The 17,940-nt window shown below is 58.7% G+C and carries 17 protein-coding genes and 1 pseudogene; 9 read left to right on the top strand and 9 right to left on the bottom strand.

All coding sequences use genetic code 11. The features are described 5' to 3' along the window. The first annotated feature begins 395 nt into the window (after positions 1 to 395). The 6 genes from CKO36_RS15730 (at position 396) to CKO36_RS15705 (ending at position 5,437) form a co-directional block, all read left to right on the top strand. Positions 396 to 722, top strand: coding sequence for an ATP-dependent Clp protease proteolytic subunit (locus tag CKO36_RS15730; protein WP_200285497.1), 327 nt, complete (start codon positions 396 to 398; stop codon positions 720 to 722). Between the two features lie 275 nt (positions 723 to 997). Continuing rightward, complete coding sequence (locus CKO36_RS15725; protein ID WP_200285495.1) at positions 998 to 2,083, top strand: radical SAM/SPASM domain-containing protein; 1,086 nt, start codon at positions 998 to 1,000, stop codon at positions 2,081 to 2,083. A 26-nt stretch (positions 2,084 to 2,109) separates the two neighbouring features. Continuing rightward, positions 2,110 to 2,319 carry a hypothetical protein gene (locus tag CKO36_RS15720; RefSeq protein ID WP_200285494.1) on the top strand — a complete coding sequence of 70 codons (210 nt, stop codon included), beginning with the start codon at positions 2,110 to 2,112 and terminating at the stop codon, positions 2,317 to 2,319. A gap of 315 nt (positions 2,320 to 2,634) precedes the next feature. Further along, positions 2,635 to 3,117, top strand: coding sequence for a type II toxin-antitoxin system VapC family toxin (locus tag CKO36_RS15715; RefSeq protein ID WP_200285492.1), 483 nt, complete (start codon positions 2,635 to 2,637; stop codon positions 3,115 to 3,117). Positions 3,118 to 3,481: 364 nt separating this feature from the next. Continuing rightward, positions 3,482 to 4,573: a redox-regulated ATPase YchF gene (gene ychF / locus CKO36_RS15710; protein ID WP_200285490.1), complete on the top strand. Its 1,092-nt coding sequence runs from the start codon at positions 3,482 to 3,484 to the stop codon at positions 4,571 to 4,573. 6 nt (positions 4,574 to 4,579) lie between these two features. Continuing rightward, positions 4,580 to 5,437, top strand: a complete 858-nt coding sequence (locus CKO36_RS15705; RefSeq protein ID WP_200285488.1) for a phosphodiester glycosidase family protein — start codon at positions 4,580 to 4,582, stop codon at positions 5,435 to 5,437. A 20-nt stretch (positions 5,438 to 5,457) separates the two neighbouring features. On the opposite strand, the gene CKO36_RS15700 is transcribed toward CKO36_RS15705, so the two are convergent. The 3 genes from CKO36_RS15700 to gshB are packed head-to-tail and all read right to left on the bottom strand — an operon-like array spanning position 5,458 to position 8,487. After that, positions 5,458 to 6,372: an energy transducer TonB gene (locus CKO36_RS15700; protein WP_200285486.1), complete on the bottom strand. Its 915-nt coding sequence runs from the start codon at positions 6,370 to 6,372 to the stop codon at positions 5,458 to 5,460. 29 nt (positions 6,373 to 6,401) lie between these two features. After that, positions 6,402 to 7,511, bottom strand: coding sequence for an FAD:protein FMN transferase (locus CKO36_RS15695; RefSeq protein WP_200285484.1), 1,110 nt, complete (start codon positions 7,509 to 7,511; stop codon positions 6,402 to 6,404). Further along, positions 7,501 to 8,487, bottom strand: a complete 987-nt coding sequence (gshB, locus tag CKO36_RS15690; RefSeq protein ID WP_200285475.1) for a glutathione synthase — start codon at positions 8,485 to 8,487, stop codon at positions 7,501 to 7,503. Before gshB ends, CKO36_RS15695 begins: the two co-directional genes overlap by 11 nt. A gap of 135 nt (positions 8,488 to 8,622) precedes the next feature. Here gshB and CKO36_RS15685 point away from each other — a divergent pair, with 135 nt between their 5' ends. Beyond that, on the top strand, positions 8,623 to 10,116 hold the full coding sequence (locus CKO36_RS15685; RefSeq protein ID WP_200285473.1) for an NAD(P)H-binding protein: 1,494 nt from the start codon (positions 8,623 to 8,625) through the stop codon (positions 10,114 to 10,116). A gap of 8 nt (positions 10,117 to 10,124) precedes the next feature. On the opposite strand, the gene CKO36_RS15680 is transcribed toward CKO36_RS15685, so the two are convergent. Continuing rightward, positions 10,125 to 10,571, bottom strand: coding sequence for a hypothetical protein (locus tag CKO36_RS15680; RefSeq protein WP_200285471.1), 447 nt, complete (start codon positions 10,569 to 10,571; stop codon positions 10,125 to 10,127). A 171-nt stretch (positions 10,572 to 10,742) separates the two neighbouring features. Here CKO36_RS15680 and CKO36_RS15675 point away from each other — a divergent pair, with 171 nt between their 5' ends. Together CKO36_RS15675 and CKO36_RS15670 are read left to right on the top strand one after the other, a co-directional pair. Next, entirely contained in the window at positions 10,743 to 11,663 is a 921-nt protein-coding gene (locus tag CKO36_RS15675; RefSeq protein ID WP_200285469.1) for a phosphoribosylaminoimidazolesuccinocarboxamide synthase, read from the top strand. 111 nt (positions 11,664 to 11,774) lie between these two features. Next, the gene (locus tag CKO36_RS15670; RefSeq protein ID WP_200285467.1) at positions 11,775 to 12,785 is read left to right on the top strand and encodes an alpha/beta fold hydrolase; all 1,011 of its coding nucleotides are present in this window, start codon (positions 11,775 to 11,777) and stop codon (positions 12,783 to 12,785) included. A 3-nt stretch (positions 12,786 to 12,788) separates the two neighbouring features. Here the strand turns inward: CKO36_RS15670 and CKO36_RS15665 are convergent, their stop codons facing one another. The 5 genes and pseudogenes from CKO36_RS15665 to CKO36_RS15645 all read right to left on the bottom strand — a co-directional run. Continuing rightward, positions 12,789 to 14,315: an ABC transporter substrate-binding protein gene (locus CKO36_RS15665; protein WP_200285466.1), complete on the bottom strand. Its 1,527-nt coding sequence runs from the start codon at positions 14,313 to 14,315 to the stop codon at positions 12,789 to 12,791. Beyond that, positions 14,315 to 14,782, bottom strand: a complete 468-nt coding sequence (locus tag CKO36_RS15660; protein ID WP_200285464.1) for a CYTH domain-containing protein — start codon at positions 14,780 to 14,782, stop codon at positions 14,315 to 14,317. Before CKO36_RS15660 ends, CKO36_RS15665 begins: the two co-directional genes overlap by 1 nt. A gap of 11 nt (positions 14,783 to 14,793) precedes the next feature. Beyond that, positions 14,794 to 16,596: an AAA family ATPase gene (locus CKO36_RS15655; RefSeq protein ID WP_200285462.1), complete on the bottom strand. Its 1,803-nt coding sequence runs from the start codon at positions 16,594 to 16,596 to the stop codon at positions 14,794 to 14,796. Then, positions 16,593 to 17,696 (bottom strand): tRNA guanosine(34) transglycosylase Tgt, encoded by a 1,104-nt coding sequence (gene tgt, locus CKO36_RS15650; protein ID WP_200285460.1) that lies wholly within the window; start codon positions 17,694 to 17,696, stop codon positions 16,593 to 16,595. The genes CKO36_RS15655 and tgt overlap by 4 nt, the downstream gene beginning before the upstream one ends. 18 nt (positions 17,697 to 17,714) lie before the next feature. Continuing rightward, positions 17,715 to 17,940 (bottom strand): annotated as a pseudogene (locus CKO36_RS15645) (RNA-guided endonuclease TnpB family protein); the annotation flags it as partial.

Genomic DNA, 17,940 nt, shown 5'->3' with positions numbered 1-17,940 from the left:
CATCGGCGCTGTCCTTGGGTTGGGTTGCACCTCCAAGACTACGCCTTTCCCGGACTCCTGCCGCCCCATGCCTCGCGCTGATCACCTACTGAAATTGTTGGTTTTGGACCGAGGGATGATCAAGGCCAAAAAATGCATTAAATAAATTGAAAGCACTTGAATTCGTATCGACAGAAGCCGACTCAACCCTCAGAACCCCGATCGTTATCAATTATTTCGGAAACGTAAATGGTGCAAGCTCAGGATACCTTGTAAAGACTATTCTATCGGAGTATGCTTCTGGAAATGATGATTTCCACATTAATATAAATAGCCCTTGAGGGGATCCAAAAGATTCGATGGCGGCTTAAAATATAACAAAGTCACTGCCAGTAACGATAACTACAAACAACGCAATGAATATTGGTAGTGATGCGGTTCAACTTTATTGTTTAGGGGAAAAGAAGTTCGCACATCCAAATTCTCAATTTATGATCCATGCCATTAAATGGAAACTTACAAATTATACGCCCGACAAACTAGAAAAAATATCTACAAGCGTTGAAATTCTTCAATCAAATGTGAATGACATCTATTCTGATTGCTTTGGTGGTAGTTTCGAATATATTAAACCATATATATCGAATAGTGAGGATCTTTATCTTGATGCGGAGGACGCAGAGAGAAAAGGAATAGTAGATGAGATTTCTGACAAACAGCCAACACCTAAAAAGTGTATTTAATATCGGATGGTTATCGGGGGTAGTCACATTCATCTAAACACGAGCTAACATTTGGGTCAACCTGACCCGCCGAAGAGGTGCGCCTATCAGCTTACCGCTTTGGCGGGCAGGTTACCGCTTTGGCGGGCAGGTTACCCTCGGCGTTAGCTATATTAATGATGACTTAAGCAACTTATTAAGCACGCTATAGTACTATGACATACTCTATACCAACACATCTGATCTATCGCCACTATGGTCCTGTCACAGTTGTCGTAAACAACCAAAGCAAGAACATGTTGTTCCTTTCTGATTCAGCGCAGGAAATTTGGGTCAGACTGCTCAATCACAAAGATTGGAAGCTTGAAGATATTGATGTGTTGCAGAGACTTAGCACTTTAGGTTTCGTTGATAATGGATATCCAAAGAACACCATACCAGAAAAAGTTTCCAGTAAATCAATCACAATTCAGCCGTCCCCGTCTAGTGCTATCAACTTATGGTCTTTCCGTAATAATATCCCTTTGAGCGGTCATTTCGAACTTACCGGACGTTGCAACTTGCGCTGTCGACACTGTTACTGCACTTTCAAGGAAAAACAGGATAAACTCTCAACACAAGATGTTTTTCATATAATTGATGATCTGCACGATGCTGGAACTTTAGGGCTGGTATTGACTGGTGGAGAGATTTTCACTCGCCCAGATATCGAAGAAATACTCCTCTACTTGCAGGAGCGAGGCTTTATAATTCGAATCAACACCAATGGTACACTTATTAAACCGCAGACTTTACACCTTATTGCCGCACTGACAAATATCTATAGAATTCATGTCAGTCTCTACGGTGCTGATGCGGATATACATGATGCAATAACGAAAGTGAAAGGATCGTTCAAAAAAACACAAGCTAGCCTTATTGCATTGAAGGATGCTGGACACGATGTACGTGTCAACTGCTCGATTTTGCGTACCAATGTTGCATCTTATCAGGATGTGCGTACAAAAATTGGGGATAGTTTAGGAATACCAGTACGCTTTGATCCCTTTATTTTTCCAAAGGATGATGGGTCGCTAGATAATCTCAGTGAGATGATAAGTGAAGAGATGCTTGCCGAATACGATTTATATAATGAGCGTACCGAAACACTAGAACCTAAAAAGCCCAAATTATGCAAAGCAGCATTCTCTTTCTTCTCAATTGATGAGACCGGCAAAGTTTATCCTTGTCTCAAAATGAAAAAAAGTATGCGTTGTCCGTTAGGTACAGTACCACAGCAACGCTTTATAGATATCTGGAAATCATCGAAACAAGTGCAGGAAATCCGTGTTAAGCTTGAAAATAGACTTAGGAACTGTTCCGTTTGTGATCTCGATATTTGAAATCAAAAACGATGGGGAAAATTATCATGGCTTCGAATAAACAAGTTAGTATGAGTGAAATCCTTAAGGAGCTAGGTGTTACTGGCAATAGTACCGATGGAATTTATCATTTTGATGTGGGAGATAAATTTTTTGTAGGATATGGTTGTGAAACTTCAATCACACCGCCTAATTCTGATAAACCAATTACTCAACCTAGTGATTTAATAAATATCTCAATCTGCTGCGTGAAATAATTTTCACACATGGGATTATTACTGATTGAAGTCAGAGTAAAATTAACTGCTACCAAATGCTCCACTGGACGGCAATTCCGCTTCGCTCCATTGCCGCCAGTGAGCTTGGCGTTAGCTTCCGAGAAACACGGCAACCGAACCAAAGCCAGCCCTTTTAAGGTGCAGAAAAACAACATTTAAGATCAAGCGGTTACAGGGTCAGGTGATTCTGTCAATTCTTGAACATAGCAATCTCGCGCAACCGCTTTGAAGCAAAATCAAGGGATTGCAAGCGGACACATTTCGCCACCTTAAAAGGGCTGCGAACCAAAGCCAATGAAGCCTGTTGTCTACATTGAATCCTCGGTAATCAGCTACCTGGTTTCCCGTCCCAGTCGCGATGTCATCGTCGCAGGCCGGCAAGCACTTACGCTTGAGTGGTGGGAAAACGAGAAACAGCGCTTTGACTTGAGAGTATCAGCTCTGGTTGAGGACGAAATCGGGCGCGGAGATCCTTCAGCTGCTGAACGCCGACTCGCGCTCATTGAACAGATTCCAAGCCTAGCCGCTACGGATAACGCCCTCTTCCTTTCTGAAAGACTCATTGCAGAAAAGGCCATACCCGCTGGCAGCGAGGATGACGCCCTTCACATCGCCATCGCTGCAACCCAAGGAGTGGATTATCTGCTTACCTGGAACTTCAAGCATATCAACAACGCCGAAACCAAGAAATTAATCACTCGGGTCGTTGAGTCCCTCGGCTACGCTTGCCCCTTACTTTGCTCGCCTGAAGAACTCGGAGGCACATCTAATGGTTGAAGACCCTATCGTCGAGGAAATGCGAAAACACCGGGAAGAACATGCCACTGCCTACGGACATGATCTCCGGCGCATTATTGCCGCACTCCGAGAGCGGGAAGAGCAATCAAAACGCCCTGTACTTAATCCCGGTCCAAAATACTTGCTCCCAAAGACAGGAAGCTAATCGGGTCGCCGGGGGTTTTTCTCCCCCGGCTCTCACAGCACCCCGCATGCAGGTCCGCACGGGGCGCGTTGAGCGGGTACTGCTGGCTGCATGGCGCACCTTGGCAGCAGCGCCAGCGCTTGGCATCGGCTATGATGCCCGAGGTTCTGTTATTCAACCTTCATCTGTCACTTACAACATAAGATTCGCAGCACAACCATGGGTTTCAAATGTGGCATCGTCGGCCTGCCGAACGTGGGCAAATCGACGCTTTTCAATGCACTGACCAAATCCGGCATCGCGGCCGAGAATTATCCGTTTTGCACCATCGACCCCAATGTCGGCGTGGTGCCGCTGCCGGATGAGCGCCTGGATGTGATCGCCGGCATCACCAAGTCGGCCAAGGTGGTGCCGACCAGCATGCAGTTTGTCGATATCGCCGGCCTGGTGGCCGGTGCGTCTAAGGGTGAAGGGCTGGGCAATCAGTTTCTCGCCAACATTCGCGAAACCGATGCCATTGCCCATGTGGTGCGCTGCTTCGAAGACCCGGACGTGGTGCATGTCTCCGGCGGTATTGATCCGCTGCGCGACATGGAGGTCATCAATACCGAGCTGGCCCTGGCGGATATGGATTCGGTGGAGAAGGCGCTCGACAAGGCCGCCCGCCAAAGCAAAACCGGCGATAAGTCAGCCGCCGCGCGGCGCGAGCTGCTCGAACAGGTCGCCGCCCATCTGAATGAGGGCCATCCGCTGCGCACCCTGACGCTCGAAGCCGAGCAGCGCGCCGCCTTGCGCGATCTGTTTTTGCTGACCGACAAACCGGTGCTCTACATCGCCAATGTGGCCGAGGATGGCTTTACTGGCAACCCGCTGCTGGAGCGGGTTGAACGCCAGGCCGCCAGCGAAGGCGCTGAGGTGGTGGCGGTCTGTGCCGCCATTGAGTCCGAAATGGTCGAGCTGGATCCCGACAGCCGGGCGGATTTTCTGGCCGATCTGGGGCTGGAAGAGCCCGGCCTACATCGCGTGGTGCGTGCCGGCTATAAACTGCTGGGGCTGGAGACCTATCTTACTGCTGGCCCCAAGGAGGCCCGCGCCTGGACCATTCCCTGCGGAGCCACAGCCCCGCAGGCTGCGGGCGTCATCCACAGCGATTTCGAGCGCGGTTTCATTCGTGCCGAGGTGATCAGCTATCAGGATTACGTGACCTATCAAGGGGAGCAGGGAGCCAAGGACGCCGGTCGGCTGCGGTCAGAGGGGAAGGATTACATCGTTCAGGATGGGGATGTCATTCACTTCCGCTTTAATGTGTAATCTGACTTGCCGTCCCACCCACCAGGATTAAGGCTGGCCGCACTGCTGTGTGCGGCGCTAATCGCGTCAGCGCCAGCAGCGGTTCAAGCTCAGACGCAGACGCAGACCCAAACGCAAGCTGCGACTGGCGAGCTGGACTGGCAGCCCGAGGCGACGGAGCCACGCCACACGCCTGCGGCCGACCTGTACTACAGCCAAGCCGCCGCGCGGCGTCGGTCTGATCAGCAGTCTGTTGAGGCGCATCTGGCGTTTTTTCATTCGCGCGCCTTTCGCCTGGCAGTGGTGGACTTGCCCCCTGAACGGCCCGAAGAGGACGCGCGCATAGATGTCGCCTTGCGAGCCGCCGGGCTGCCGGCAGGCGTGAACGGCGGTTTTTTTCATGCCGACCGGCGCCCAGTGGGGCTGGTGATCGCCAACGGACGGTGGATCAACCATTTGGAGCGGGCCAAACTCCTCAGCGGCGTGCTGTACAGCGATGCGCAGGGCAATTACCTGCTGCGCCGGGCCGCGTTTCGCGATCATGCTGGCATCCGCGCCCTACTCCAGACCGGCCCCTATCTGGTTGAACGAGGCCGTCAGGTGCGCGGGCTGTCAAACACTGCCACCGCACGCCGTACCTTTGCCGCCACTGATTGGCGCGGTCACTGGGTACTGGGCATGACCCGCAACCCGGTGACGCTGGCAGATCTGGCCGACTGCCTTGCCACTCCGGGCAGTCTGACCCATTGGCCCATTGAACGAGCCATCAATCTCGACGGTGGTTCATCGAGCGGATTTTTCTTTGACCGCACGCCAGAGCAGGCCGCCGTGGTGCAGCATCCCTGGAAACCCGTGCGCAATTTACTCGGCATCGCCCCGCGCTGAGTCACAGCTTTGACCCGGCGCTATTGATCCCAGCCCAGTTTCTGATTGCGCATAAACTGCCAGGTTCTGGTGATGTCGAGCACATCGTGGTGCGCACGAATATCCTTGGGAAAAGGGGCGAAGGGGGCCGCCAGTTCAACGATGCGCACAGCGGCCTGATCCAGCACCTGATGCCCCGATGAGCGCAGCACTCGCACCCCTTCCAGACTCCCGTCCGCGCGCACTGAAACCTGCAACACCAGACTGCCAAACAGACGCTTTTCCTTGGCCTCCTCGGGGTAGTTGAGATTGCCGATTCGTTCCACCTTGCGGCGCCAGGACTCGAGATAATTGGCGTAGATATAGTCCTGCGTGTTGGCATTAATGGCTTTGCGGCGGTGAGTTGCAGCGGTGCCAGGCATCGAGCGCAATGGTTGCTGCGTCAGGCTGGCCAATGCCTGATTGCGGCTGGCGAGAATATCTGCGGCAGAAATCTGGCGCTTCGGTGCGGGGGCAGGGGCAAGTGCATCGCGCGGCGGCGGACGGGCGGGAGAGGTTTCAGCTGTTTGTGTAGTGGTCGGCTCGGCAGGCGATGCTGATTTGGGCTTGGGTTCAGGTTCAGGTTCGGGTTCAAGCTTGGGCTGTTCAGAGTCAGCGATCGTCGCCTCTGGAACCTCTGGCAACTGCGGCGTGGTGTCTGGTGCGGAAGGACTGGGAGGAGCGCTGGGAGGAACACTAGGCGAAGCTGGGGTTGGCAGCAGCTCGAAAGGGATAGCCTCGGCCACTCGCTCACTGCCCCTGGCTTGCGGACGCGGCGACCAGTCAAGCGCCGCCAGCGCCAGGGCACCCATCAGGTGCAGCAGCAGCGCCAGCAGCGCGGCAATCAGCAGCGGCCGGCGCGAGCCTTGAGTCTGCACTGAATGCCGGGTTTGATGACCCGCAGCCTTAGTCAACATGGCAGGCAGGTGCCCAGGCTCATGCGCAGCTACCTGGATTCAGCACCCTGCCAGGCGGTGCTCAGAATGACCTGGGCATTACGGTCAATCAGTGTCAGATGGCGCGCCATACCCGGGCTCATATGCACCTGCCCGGCGTCATCAATCAGCAGCGCGTTGGTAATTCCCATCTGACGGGCAATCCGGCCCCAGTGCTCAGGTCCAGCCACAAAGAGCGCCGCCGCCGCTGCCGAGGCCGTCACGGCATCGCCAGCATGGAGCACGGTGACCATTTGCGTTCCCTGCACCGGATAGCCGGTGCGCGGATCAATGATTCGGGAATAATCGCGCCCCTCGTGCACGCAGGGCTTCTGAAAGCGCCCGAAGGTTGTGACACTGGCGTCGCCGCTCAGATCGAGCGTACCAAGCACCGCACCCCCACTACCGCGCGGCACCGGAATGCGCCAGGGCTGACCAGTGCGATGCCCGATCAGACGCAGATCAGTGCCAATGCGCACCATGGCACCGCGAATGCCCTGGGCACGAATGTTGGCAATCGCAATATCGGTCGCATAGGCGCGGAGAACCGCGCCAAAATCAAGCTTGACGCTCGGGTTATCACTGAGTAATTGCAAGCCATCCAGGCTGAGATCGGACAGCTGTGGCTGGGAAGCGGTGATGCGGGCAATGGCCTCGGATTGGGGCGGATGATCACAGCGCCCCGTGACTGGATCAGGCCTCCAGAGCCGCGTCAGCAAACCGATGGCGGGGTTGAACAACTGCTCGCTGCGCGCGGCCAGATCCTGACTCTGGCGCAGCAGTGGCAACAGAGACGGAGGCGCGGCAAAAGGCTCGGTAGTGGCCAGGAGTTCATTGACGCGCTGCATCGGGCCGGGTTGCTCCAGCCCCAAGGCGTATTCAATCAGCGCGAAGTCATGCTCGATTTGCTGTGCAATCCTGGTGGCCTGATCTTCGCGTGCGCCCAGCAATTGTATGTCCACATGCAGGCCAAAGGCCTCAAACTGGCTGACATGCACCGGCGTTTCGCCGCGATCGCATCCCGTGAACAGGGCCGCGATAAGCAACAGTGTAGCCAGCCGCCACCAGTGCATCACTTGCACCGCATGGGGCTTGCGGGGACGTGATGAGTTAGCGCGCATCAGATCTCCGTCCGAAGGCATCAATATAGTTGCTGGCGATGTGCCCCACTAAATCCATCAGGTCACCAGCGATGTCAGTGCCGCCGTCGCGGTCGATCTCCCGAATACAGGTAGGACTGGTAATGTTGATTTCCGTCAGGTAGTCGCCGATCACATCAATCCCGGCGAACAGAATGCCACGCTCGCGCAGCATCGGCCCAATCCGCTCGGCGATGGTGCGTTCGGTGTCGCCCAAAGGCCGCACCTCGCCGGTCGCGCCAGCGGCCAGATTGCCACGTGAATCCGTGCCGGTGGGAATGCGCGCCAGCATATAGGGCACCGGCTCACCATCAATCATCAGCACCCGTTTATCGCCATGGCTGATCTCAGGGATAAAGCGCTGTGCCATGCAGAAGCGCTTTCCGTGATCGGTCAGCGTTTCGATAATCACGCCCTGATTGGGGTCATTGTGGCGCACGCGAAACACCGAGCGCCCGCCCATGCCATCCAGCGGCTTGAGTACCGCATCCTGCTGCTCAGCGATAAAGGCGCGCAGGTCGGTGCTATGGCGCGCGATCAGATGCGGCGGCGCCAAGCCGGGAAAGTCGATGGCAAAGATTTTTTCGTTCGCATCGCGCAGTGCGCGCGGATCATTGACCACCAAACAGCCCTGCTGTTGCGCCCGTTCCAGCAGGTAGGTCGCGTAGATATACTCCATATCGAACGGCGGGTCTTTGCGCATCAAGACCGCATCGAAGGCATCGAGCGGAGCGAGTTGACTGTCACCCAGCTCAAACCAGTCCTTCGGATCATCGCGCACCCGCAAGGGCCGACTGCGCCCATAGACGCGCTGATCGCGCAGCAGCAAATCGCCGAGTTCCAGGTAACCCAGCTCCCAGCCGCGCTTCTGCGCCGCAAGCAGCATCGCAAAGCTGCTGTCTTTTTTGATATTGATGGAACCGATCGAGTCCATCACCATGGCGAGACGAAGATTCATGGCATGAGTGTAACCGAGCTGCGCCGCCGCTGTCAGTTCATTCTGCGCTGCGGATTCGCATCCGATTCTCATTCGCCACGAGCTTGATAAAATCGCAGCTCATCCCAGCCTGAGCGCATCACCGAAGCACATGGCATGACAGCAACAGCCACCACCTCCCGAGCCCACGTCCCGCGCATTGCAGTGGCCGGTGCCAGCGGCTTTATCGGCACCGCACTCTGCCCGCATCTGGCTGAACAGTATCAGGTGCGCGCCCTGACCCGCTCGCCGACGCGTGCCGCGCGCCCGAGCGCGCAGCCGGGGCTTGAGTGGGAATATTGCGATCTGTTCTCGGTCGAGGCGATCCGCCATGGGCTGCGCGCCTGCGACTTCGCTATCTATCTGGTGCACTCCCAAGCGCCCTCCTCGCGCCTGACGCAGGCCCAGCCGCGCGACATGGATCTGATTCTGGCGGATAACTTTGCGCTGGCTGCAGCGGCGCATGGCCTGCGGCAGATTCTGTTTGTCAGCGGACTGCCGCCGCGTGGCTTTGAATTCGCCCCTCTGTTATGGAATCGGCGCGAAGTCGAGATGGTGCTGGCCGCGCGCGGCACCCCGGTCACGGCGCTGCGCACCAGCCTGGTGGTTGGCCCGGGTGGTTCCGGCCCGGCGCTGCTGGTTGATCTGGTACGCCGCCTACCTGTGTTTTTGCTGCCACCGGGCGCTGACTCGCTCACGCGCCCAATCGCGCTGACGGATCTGATCCGCGCCTTGCTGCATTGCCTGGGACACCCCGAAACCTACACTGGCGCTTTCGACATCGGCGGCGCGGACTGCCTGAGCTATGCTGAGATGCTGCGTCTCACGGCGGCGGCCCTGGGCCGCAAGCGGGTGTTTATGTCGGTTCCCGTGCTGCCCCCCAGCCTCGCCGCGCTGAGCGCGCAACTGGTCAGCGGCGCCGCGCTGGAACTGGTCGGCGCCATTGTCGAGAGCCTGCCGCAGGATACCCAGATGCGTGACAATCCGGTGCAGCGCGCCATCGCAGCGCAGGCGCTGGGGTTTCGCGCCATGCTCGCCGCCTTGCTCAAGCCGTCGGCCCTGCCCCCCCGGGCGCGCGCCTCCTGGCAACCGGCTGATCAGGCGCAACTGCGCGCGCAAAGCCGGGTACGCTCCATCCAGCGTATTCTCACCCCGCCCGGCCTGGATGCCGCCTGGGTTGCGGGCAACTACTTCCGTTGGCTGGGACGCTGCTGCTTCGGACTGGTGAAAACCCAGGTCGATGCCGCCGGTCACTGGACCGTCAACCCCCGCTGGTTGCCGATCACTCTGCTGCGCCTTGAATACCAACCCACGCACAGCGATTCACACCGCCGCGTCTACCATATTAGCGGCGGCTGGCTGGCCCGCACGCCCGAGCCCGAACCCAAGCCCAGATCCGAGCTTGAAGCCATGCCAGCGTCAGAGCCAAGGCCCGCCGTCGCGCGTTTCGAATTCCAGACCCTGCTGGATGGCCGCTATACCATGGCTGCCATTCACGACTATGCTCCCGCCCTGCCCTGGTGGCTCTACCGCTTCACCCAGGCGCCGCTGCACCTGTGGGTTATGCGCCGCTATCAGGAGCGCCTCGCCCGACTACTGAGTGCGCGCTAACCCCGTTTTCAGCTCCGCTTGAACAACTGCCGCCACCAGCGCCGCCGCCCCTGCACCGGCGCTGTCGCCTGGGGCAAATCAACCGGCGCCAGCTGTGACAGGGTCCAGCCTGGCAGCGGCGGATGCTCACTGTAACCGCACACCACGCCGAGATTGTTCGGGTCGTAAATTTTTACAAAGCGCGGCTCAGTCAAGGAGTCGGCGTAAACGATGCCGCAAAAATCCTCATTGTGCTCACGTTTGAGCAGTTCATCCATCGCCTCCAGAAAGCGCCGGACTGACTCAGCATCAGCCGGCTCAGTGGGCGGTGCTTCGCCAATGGCGTACAGATACCAGCCCTGATCGGCACTGTCGCGCAACACGGCCCACAGCGCATCGAACTGCGGCCAGCGCAGCGTGGAGGAAAAGCCGCCGTAAAAGGCGTGTAGATAAGAAGATTCGGTGGATGAAGACATAAGCCTTGGAGCGATCTGTTCCTGAGAGTGGTGGAATCGGGGTTGATGACATCGGGGTTGATGGAATCAACCGGATGCGACTGCGCGCAATCGCGGCGGTCTTTCAGGGCGGCACGGCTATGGTAGGCTGCACGCCAATTATCAGTTGAGTTGGCGAGGATTCACACTGTCATGACAGCCCCATCGGCCTCTGAGCAGGCATTGCAACAGGCAGCAACGATCGATCATCTGCCCCTGCTGGGTCAAGGCAAGGTGCGCGACATCTATGCCATTGATGAGCACTGGTTGCTAATCATTACCAGCGACCGGCTCTCGGCCTTCGATGTGGTGCTGCCACAGCCCATTCCCGGCAAGGGCGAGGTGCTGACCCGGGTCACGCGCTTCTGGCTGGCGCGCACCGAACACCTGATTCGTAATCAGTTGTCCTGTGCAGCGACACCGGCTCCGGCACTGGAGACGGTGATTCCCGATCCCGCTGTGCGCGAGTCACTTGGCGCGCGGGCAATGATTGTGCGCCGGTTGCGCCCCCTGCCGATTGAGGCGGTGGTGCGCGGCTATCTGATCGGCTCCGGCTGGAAAGATTATCAGCGCGCTGGCGCGGTGTGCGGAATCGCCCTGCCCCCCGGACTGCAACAGGCAGCACAACTGCCGGAGCCACTCTATACCCCAGCCACCAAGGCTGAGCTGGGCGCCCATGATGAGAATATCAGCTTTGCGCAGACTCAAGATTTGCTCGGTGCCGAGCGGGCGGCCGAGGTGCGCGCCATCAGCCTGGCGCTGTACCGCAGCGCCGCCGCTCATGCCGCTGCACGCGGGATTATCATCGCCGACACCAAGTTTGAGTTTGGTCTTGATGAACAGGGTCAGCTGCACCTGATCGACGAAGTGCTCACCCCCGATTCATCGCGTTTCTGGCCGGCGGACGCCTATCGCCCCGGGTGCAGTCCGCCGAGCTTCGACAAGCAATTTGTGCGTGATTATCTCGAATCCAGCGGCTGGGACAAACACCCGCCCGGCCCGGAGTTACCCGCTGAGGTCATCGAACAAACGGCAGCGAAATATGCCGAGGCCGAGCAGCGTCTGACCCGCTGAGCGCAGCAGCCGGTGGCAGTGAACGCCGCCTGGCCATCGGCAAGCGCGCCTGAACGCGCTAAAATGCCACCGAATGAACGTATTGTTTCACAGTAAGGGTAGCCTTGGCTTATGTGGCTTTTTATTCTGCGTGCACTCCTGATCCTGTTATTTGTGCTCGGTTTGCTGGCCATGATTGGTCCGCTGTTCATTTCCCCCAATCCGGCACCGGAACACTCGCCCGATCTCATCGACCCGGCGACAGCCACCCATTCCTTCGTGACCATTCCGGTCAGCAGCTCGCCAGGGCTGAAAATCCATTATCGCGATTCCAGCAACCCGCAGCGCGATGCCATCGAACCGCTCGGACATCAGGAGTTCCTGCTGCTGCACGGCTTCACCTTTAACCTCTCCACCTGGAATCCGCTGTTTGAGTTCTTCGCCAGCGAAGGACGCACAGTGGCCTATGACCAGGTGCCCTATGGCCTGAGCGACAAGCCGCTGCCGGCGCATCTGCAAGAGGACAATCCCTATGCCAAAGCCTCGGCGGTAGAGCAACTCCTGGCGCTGATGGACGCGTTGGAGATGCCGCAGGCGATTCTGGTTGGAAACTCTGCCGGTGGCACCCTGGCGCTGGAAGTGGCGCTGCGCGCCCCCGAGCGGGTCAGCGGTCTGATCCTGATCGATCCCTGGGTCTATGCCAACCGTCCGACCTTCCCCGCCTGGCTGGTCCAATTGCCGCAGATGCGGCGCATCAGCCTGCAACTGGGGCGCTATCTGGGCACCGAGATGCCCCTGCTGGATCTCTCCTATGCCAACCCGGAGCTCATCGACCCCAAGCGCCGCGAACTAGCGGCTGACCATCGCTGGACGCCGGGCTGGGACCTGGCTTGGGGCGCCTTGATGAACCGCTCGCTGATCGATCCGGTCACCATCAGCGAACACCTGGAGCGCATTGAAACGCCTACGCTGATCCTCTCGGGCGCGCAGGACAAGGTGGTTAAGATGGCCGACACCGCCCAAGCGGCCCGCACTCTACCCAATGCCGAGTTTGCCGTGCTGCCCGACTGTGGCCATGTCCCTCAGGAAGAGTGCCCAGATCTGGTCAAGGCGGTGGTGGCCGATTGGCTGAGGAAGCTCTAAATCTTAAGGACGCCACTCCACTGTGCTGAGTCCGCCGTAAGCACCATCGGCGGCCAGCGTATAGCCACTCAGGCCCTGGCGCCGGGCCAGCACCTGATCCTCGTACCACAGCGGCACATAGGGCAACTCGCGCAATAGCAACGCTTGCAGGGCGCGATAAAGGGCCGCCTGTGACGGGATGCCGCTTACCTCGCGCGCGCGCTCAAGCAGCGCATCCGCCTGGGCATTGCGGAAGCGGCCACGATTGGCGCCATGGGGCGGAATTGACTCGCTGTGGAAAGCATAGCGAAAAATATCCGGGCTGCGCACCCCGACCCAGGTCAGGCTATAGAGCTGAAAGCGTCCGGCCTTGATGTCGCCAAAGAAAGTGCCCCAGTCGTAGCTGTGAATGCGCAGCTCAACCCCCACCTGCGCCAGCTGTGCCTGCAAGACACTGGCCACCCGCAACCAGAAGGGATCGCTGGAGGTTTTGTAGTTCAGCCGCAAGGGCCGCTGCGGTCCATAGCCTAGCGCGGCCAGCCGCTGCCGGGCGCGCGCCGGATCATAGCGCACCGGCGTTAGCTCTGGCGCACCGGCCCAGTGCTCAGGCACCAGCAGCGCCGCCGCCGGGCGCCCCAGATCCTGAAACAGATAATGCAGAATCGCCTGGCGATCAATCCCCTCGGCAATGGCCTGACGCACCGCAAGCGGCTGCAGCAGCGGATCGTCAAGGTTAAACCCCAGATAGGAGAAATTAACCCCCGAACGTGTTTCGACCGTCACCCCGGACTGCTGGCGCAGAAAGCCCACCAACTCTGGCGCAAGATTGTTTTGCAACAGCTGAATTTCCCCGCGCAGCAGCTTCATCACCCGCACGCTGGGATCTTTCACAGTGACGAACTCAACACGCAGCTCATCGCGGCGCCGCCGCAGCCGCAGACGCCCGGATTCAGGCCAGGCCTCCAGCACAAAGTCACCACTGCCTAGCGGCCGCCGCGCCAGATCGCGCCCCGCCGCCAGCGCCGCAGCCGGCAGAATGCCCAAGCCCAGATAGGAGGTAAACAGCGGGTCCGGGCGCTTGAGCTCAAACTCCAGCCGATCGTCATCCAGCACCCGTAGCTGTTCAATCAGCTCAACCTGGGAAGCATGCGGCGAGCCGGTCGCAGGGTCCAGCAGGGATCGGTAGGTGGCCGCCACATCCTGCGCAGTCAGCCAGGAGCCATCGGAGAAGCGACGCCCGGTGGTACCCAGGGTTACACGATAGCGCCGCGCCGACAGCTGCTGCCATTGGGCCAGGTCGGGCACCGGCCGGCCGTTCCCATCGAACTTGACCAGTGCCCGATAGAGCAGATCATTGATGCGTTCTGAGGTCGCATCCGTGGCCAGACGCGGATCAAGGGTACGCGCCGAGTTGGCAATCCCGAAGTGCACCACAGCATCCGGCTCCGGCTCCTGCCCTACCTCGCACCCCAAAAGCCACAACAGGCTGAGACCAACAACAAGCCGCAGCAGCAAGGGCAACGGCGTCTGCAACACCGAACCCGCGCGCATCACCAGGAGCAGAAAGGATGCTGACTCAGATTGGCATTGAAGTAACGCGGATCATCCGAGACTTCCGCTCCCAACCAATCCGGACGGGGAAAGTCTTCATCGGCATGGGTCAATTCGATCTCGGCCAAGATCAAACCCTGATTGTCGCCAGCGAAAACATCCACCTCCCAGAGTCGCCCCGCCTCGCGCACCCGATAGCGACGCTTATCAATCAGCGGCGCCTGGGCAAACTCCGCCAGCATGGCCTCAGCCTCGGCGGGCGGGATCGGATACTCGAACTCCGAGCGTGCTATCCCGCGCGTTGCGCCCTTCAGCGTCAGAAAAGCCTGCTCGTTACACACCCGCACCCGCAGCGTCAGCTGTGCCTCAGCGCTTAAATAGCCCTGGCGGATATGCGCTTCCGACTCCACGCTCGCGCGCCAGCCCTCATGCCGCACCAAAAATTTGCGCTCGATTTCAACTGCCATTGTGTCAGACCTCACTTCCTCAAGACATTTCCGGGGGTACTACGCCACAGCAACCGCTCAAAGCCGATCGCCACTACCGCATGAGTGTGCAGGCGCAGGCGCTCGCCATAGGCCTGTTCCAGCCCCCTGCGATAGTGGGCCAGCTGGGCTTCGGCGGCGTCCAGACTGGCGGCGACCAAGGGCAGACGGGCCAGTTCTTCGCGTGACTGGGTGCGCAGTGCCTGGCCGGTTTGCCCGATGTCGTGCAGGCTCAGGTATTTGAACTCCAGCAGATGATCCAGCAGCGCAAAGCGGCGCATCTCCTCACGCACCATCAGTGACAGGTCGGCATGGCGGCGTTCAATGGCAGTCTCGGAGTCCATCACGTAGAAAATATCGGCAAAGAGCGCGACCAGAAAGACGGTCTTCACGGTCAGTTCGTTGGACCAGCGATCGTCGCGGTTGTCGAAAACGCGCAGGTGATTAGCTTCCAGCACCTCGATCAGCGGCGCGAGGTCACCCTGGGTATAGAACACCTTGGCCGCCTCGCGCAGGCTCTCGCGCTCGGGATACTCCGGAAACAACTGATCGTGAAGTTTTTCGACATAGAGCTTGCGAATGACCAGATTGGGAATGCCCAACACCAGTTCGCCGAACGGGGTGTGATCCTTGAGCGTCAGCGCCCCGAGAAAGTACAACAGCGAACCAAGAAAGGGTGCGTCTTTCGGCGCGCGGCGCATATCCTCCACCCCAAAGCGATGCACCAGGCTAGCAATGAGCGGCGGATGCTCAGGATCAAGTGCCGCACCGATCAGCTCGGCCCCATGCGGTTGGCGGGCGACGAAGTCGATGCGGTTGCGATCCATCGCTAGGTTGCTGTCGAGCATCTCGCGGGGTGGTTGCCCGGTGGTGGCCAGGGCATCGAAAAAATACAGCGCCAGCGTGGGATTGTAGAGTCCGGGTCCGGGCTCGTAGCCGAAGCGATAGCCGTTGTACCAGGTGCGCATGGTCTCCAGCATGCGCGCGGACCAGCCCGGGTTGTCTGAGTCGCGGCCTTGCTCAGCAGCCAATTGATCCAGCACAGCGGCCACTTCCGCTTCAGTAAAGCCGCACAGATCGACAAAGCGGGCATCCAGGCTGACATCCTTAGAGACGTTGTAGCCACTGGAAATATCCGCCAGCACCACCGGTGACACGCCGGTGATGAACACCCGGTCGATGCCGGCGCCCGAGGCCAGGAATTTCACCGCCTTGAACACCGTCTTGAGCAAGCCTTCCCCAGAGACCAGCGCGTCATAATCCGCCCGCCGCCCCTGCATCAGCTCATTGGCGAAGTTGTCGTATTCGTCGATCAGCAGATACAGATCATGACCTTGAGCGCGGGCGGCGTTGACCGCTGATTCCAACGCAACCAGACCGTTATCGTCGCGCAGGCTCAACTGACTTTGGCCGAGCGACTCGCGATAGCAACTAAAAAAGTTACGCGCTCGATTATTAAGATGATCGTGCAAGGCCTGGCGGATCTCCGCCAGATTGCCACTGGCATCGACCATGGAAAAATCCCAGCGCAGTACGAAATAGCTGTTGCGCCGCGTGGTCGGGTGTTGGCCGATAGCCAGGGCGCCAAACAAGGCATCGAATTCCCCAGCCCGAGCCAGATCGTAGTAGTTCTCCAGGGTAGTAAGCCAGGCGGTTTTGCCGAAACGTCGGGGGCGCAGAAACAGGAGCTGCTTACCGGCCTCCTCCAGCGCGCGAATGCGCTCGGTGCGATCGGCGTAGTAGTAGCCTTCGCTGCGGATGGCCTTGAAATCAGCCGTGCCGTAGGGGAATTTCATGGCGCATGACCATAAGCCCGGGTCAGTTGCGCGGCAAAAGCCGTCAGGCGCTGCTGCTCAATCGCCTGACGCAGCTCGCGCATCATGCGTTGATAGTAGTACAGGTTGTGCAGGGTATTCAAACGTGCGCCGAGCATTTCATTGCATTTATCCAGATGATGCAGGTAGGCACGGCTGTAGTGGCAACAGGTCGGGCAGTCGCAGTTCGGATCCAGCGGGCCGGTGTCATGCTTGTGCACGGCATTGCGGATACGCACCACGCCCTGACTGGTGAACAGATGCCCGTTGCGTGCGTTGCGGGTTGGCATCACGCAGTCGAACATATCAATGCCACGCTGCACGGCGGCGAGGATATCAAGCGGGGTGCCAACCCCCATCAGATAATGCGGCTGGTCCGCCGGCAGCTGCTCGGCGAGATGGTCAAGCACCTGTTCGCGCGCCTCGGGTGGTTCGCCGACTGACAGGCCGCCGACGGCATAACCGTCAAAGCCGATCTCCAGCAATCTATCGAGCGACGCCTGACGCAGATCGGTAAACATGCCACCCTGAACAATGCCGAACAGCGCAGCCGGGTTGTCGGCATGCGCAGTTTTGCTGCGCACCGCCCAGCGCAGCGACAGTTCCATGGAGTGCCGCACCTGCTCATGACTGGCCGGATAAGGGGTGCAGTCATCAAAAATCATCACAATATCGGCGCCGAGCGCGCGCTGCACGGCCATGGATTCCTCCGGGCCCATGAACAGCCGGGCACCATCGACTGGCGAGCGAAACTGCACCCCCTGCTCGGTGATCTTACGCAAATCCCCCAGGCTAAACACCTGAAAGCCGCCCGAGTCGGTCAGAATGGGACCATCCCAGTGCATGAAGCCATGCAGCCCACCATGGGCCGCGACAATCTCAGTGCCGGGACGCACCAGCAAATGAAAGCTGTTGCCGAGAATGATCTGAGCCCCGAGGGCGCGCACTTCCTCGGGCGTCAGCCCCTTGACGGTGCCATAGGTACCCACCGGCATGAAAGCGGGGGTGTCGATGACTCCACGCGGCAGCGTCAGGCGCCCACGACGGGCGTGACCCTGGCGGTGTAACACTTCAAACTGCATGAACGGCTGCTCCGAATTTCATGCGCAAAAGTGCATATTCGGTAATTCGCTCTCCGTTGATAGCACCCGGTTAAAGCCGGGCGAGCAACTGGAGTCCTGGTTGAGCAGTCCCAACCAGAGGCGCTCAGTCCGTTCCAACAAGATCGCCTTGACCCGTTTGAACGGGGTGAACCGCTCAATGTCCGGGTCAGTCAATCGGGCTAAAACGTTTCGCGCAGCGTTCTCGTCAGCCTGCAACACAACC

Origin of the sequence: Rhabdochromatium marinum (assembly GCF_016583795.1) — a bacterium.
Lineage (GTDB): Bacteria > Pseudomonadota > Gammaproteobacteria > Chromatiales > Chromatiaceae > Rhabdochromatium > Rhabdochromatium marinum.
Note: the sequence above shows the minus strand (reverse complement) of the source record. Positions and strands in the feature narration are given on the sequence as shown.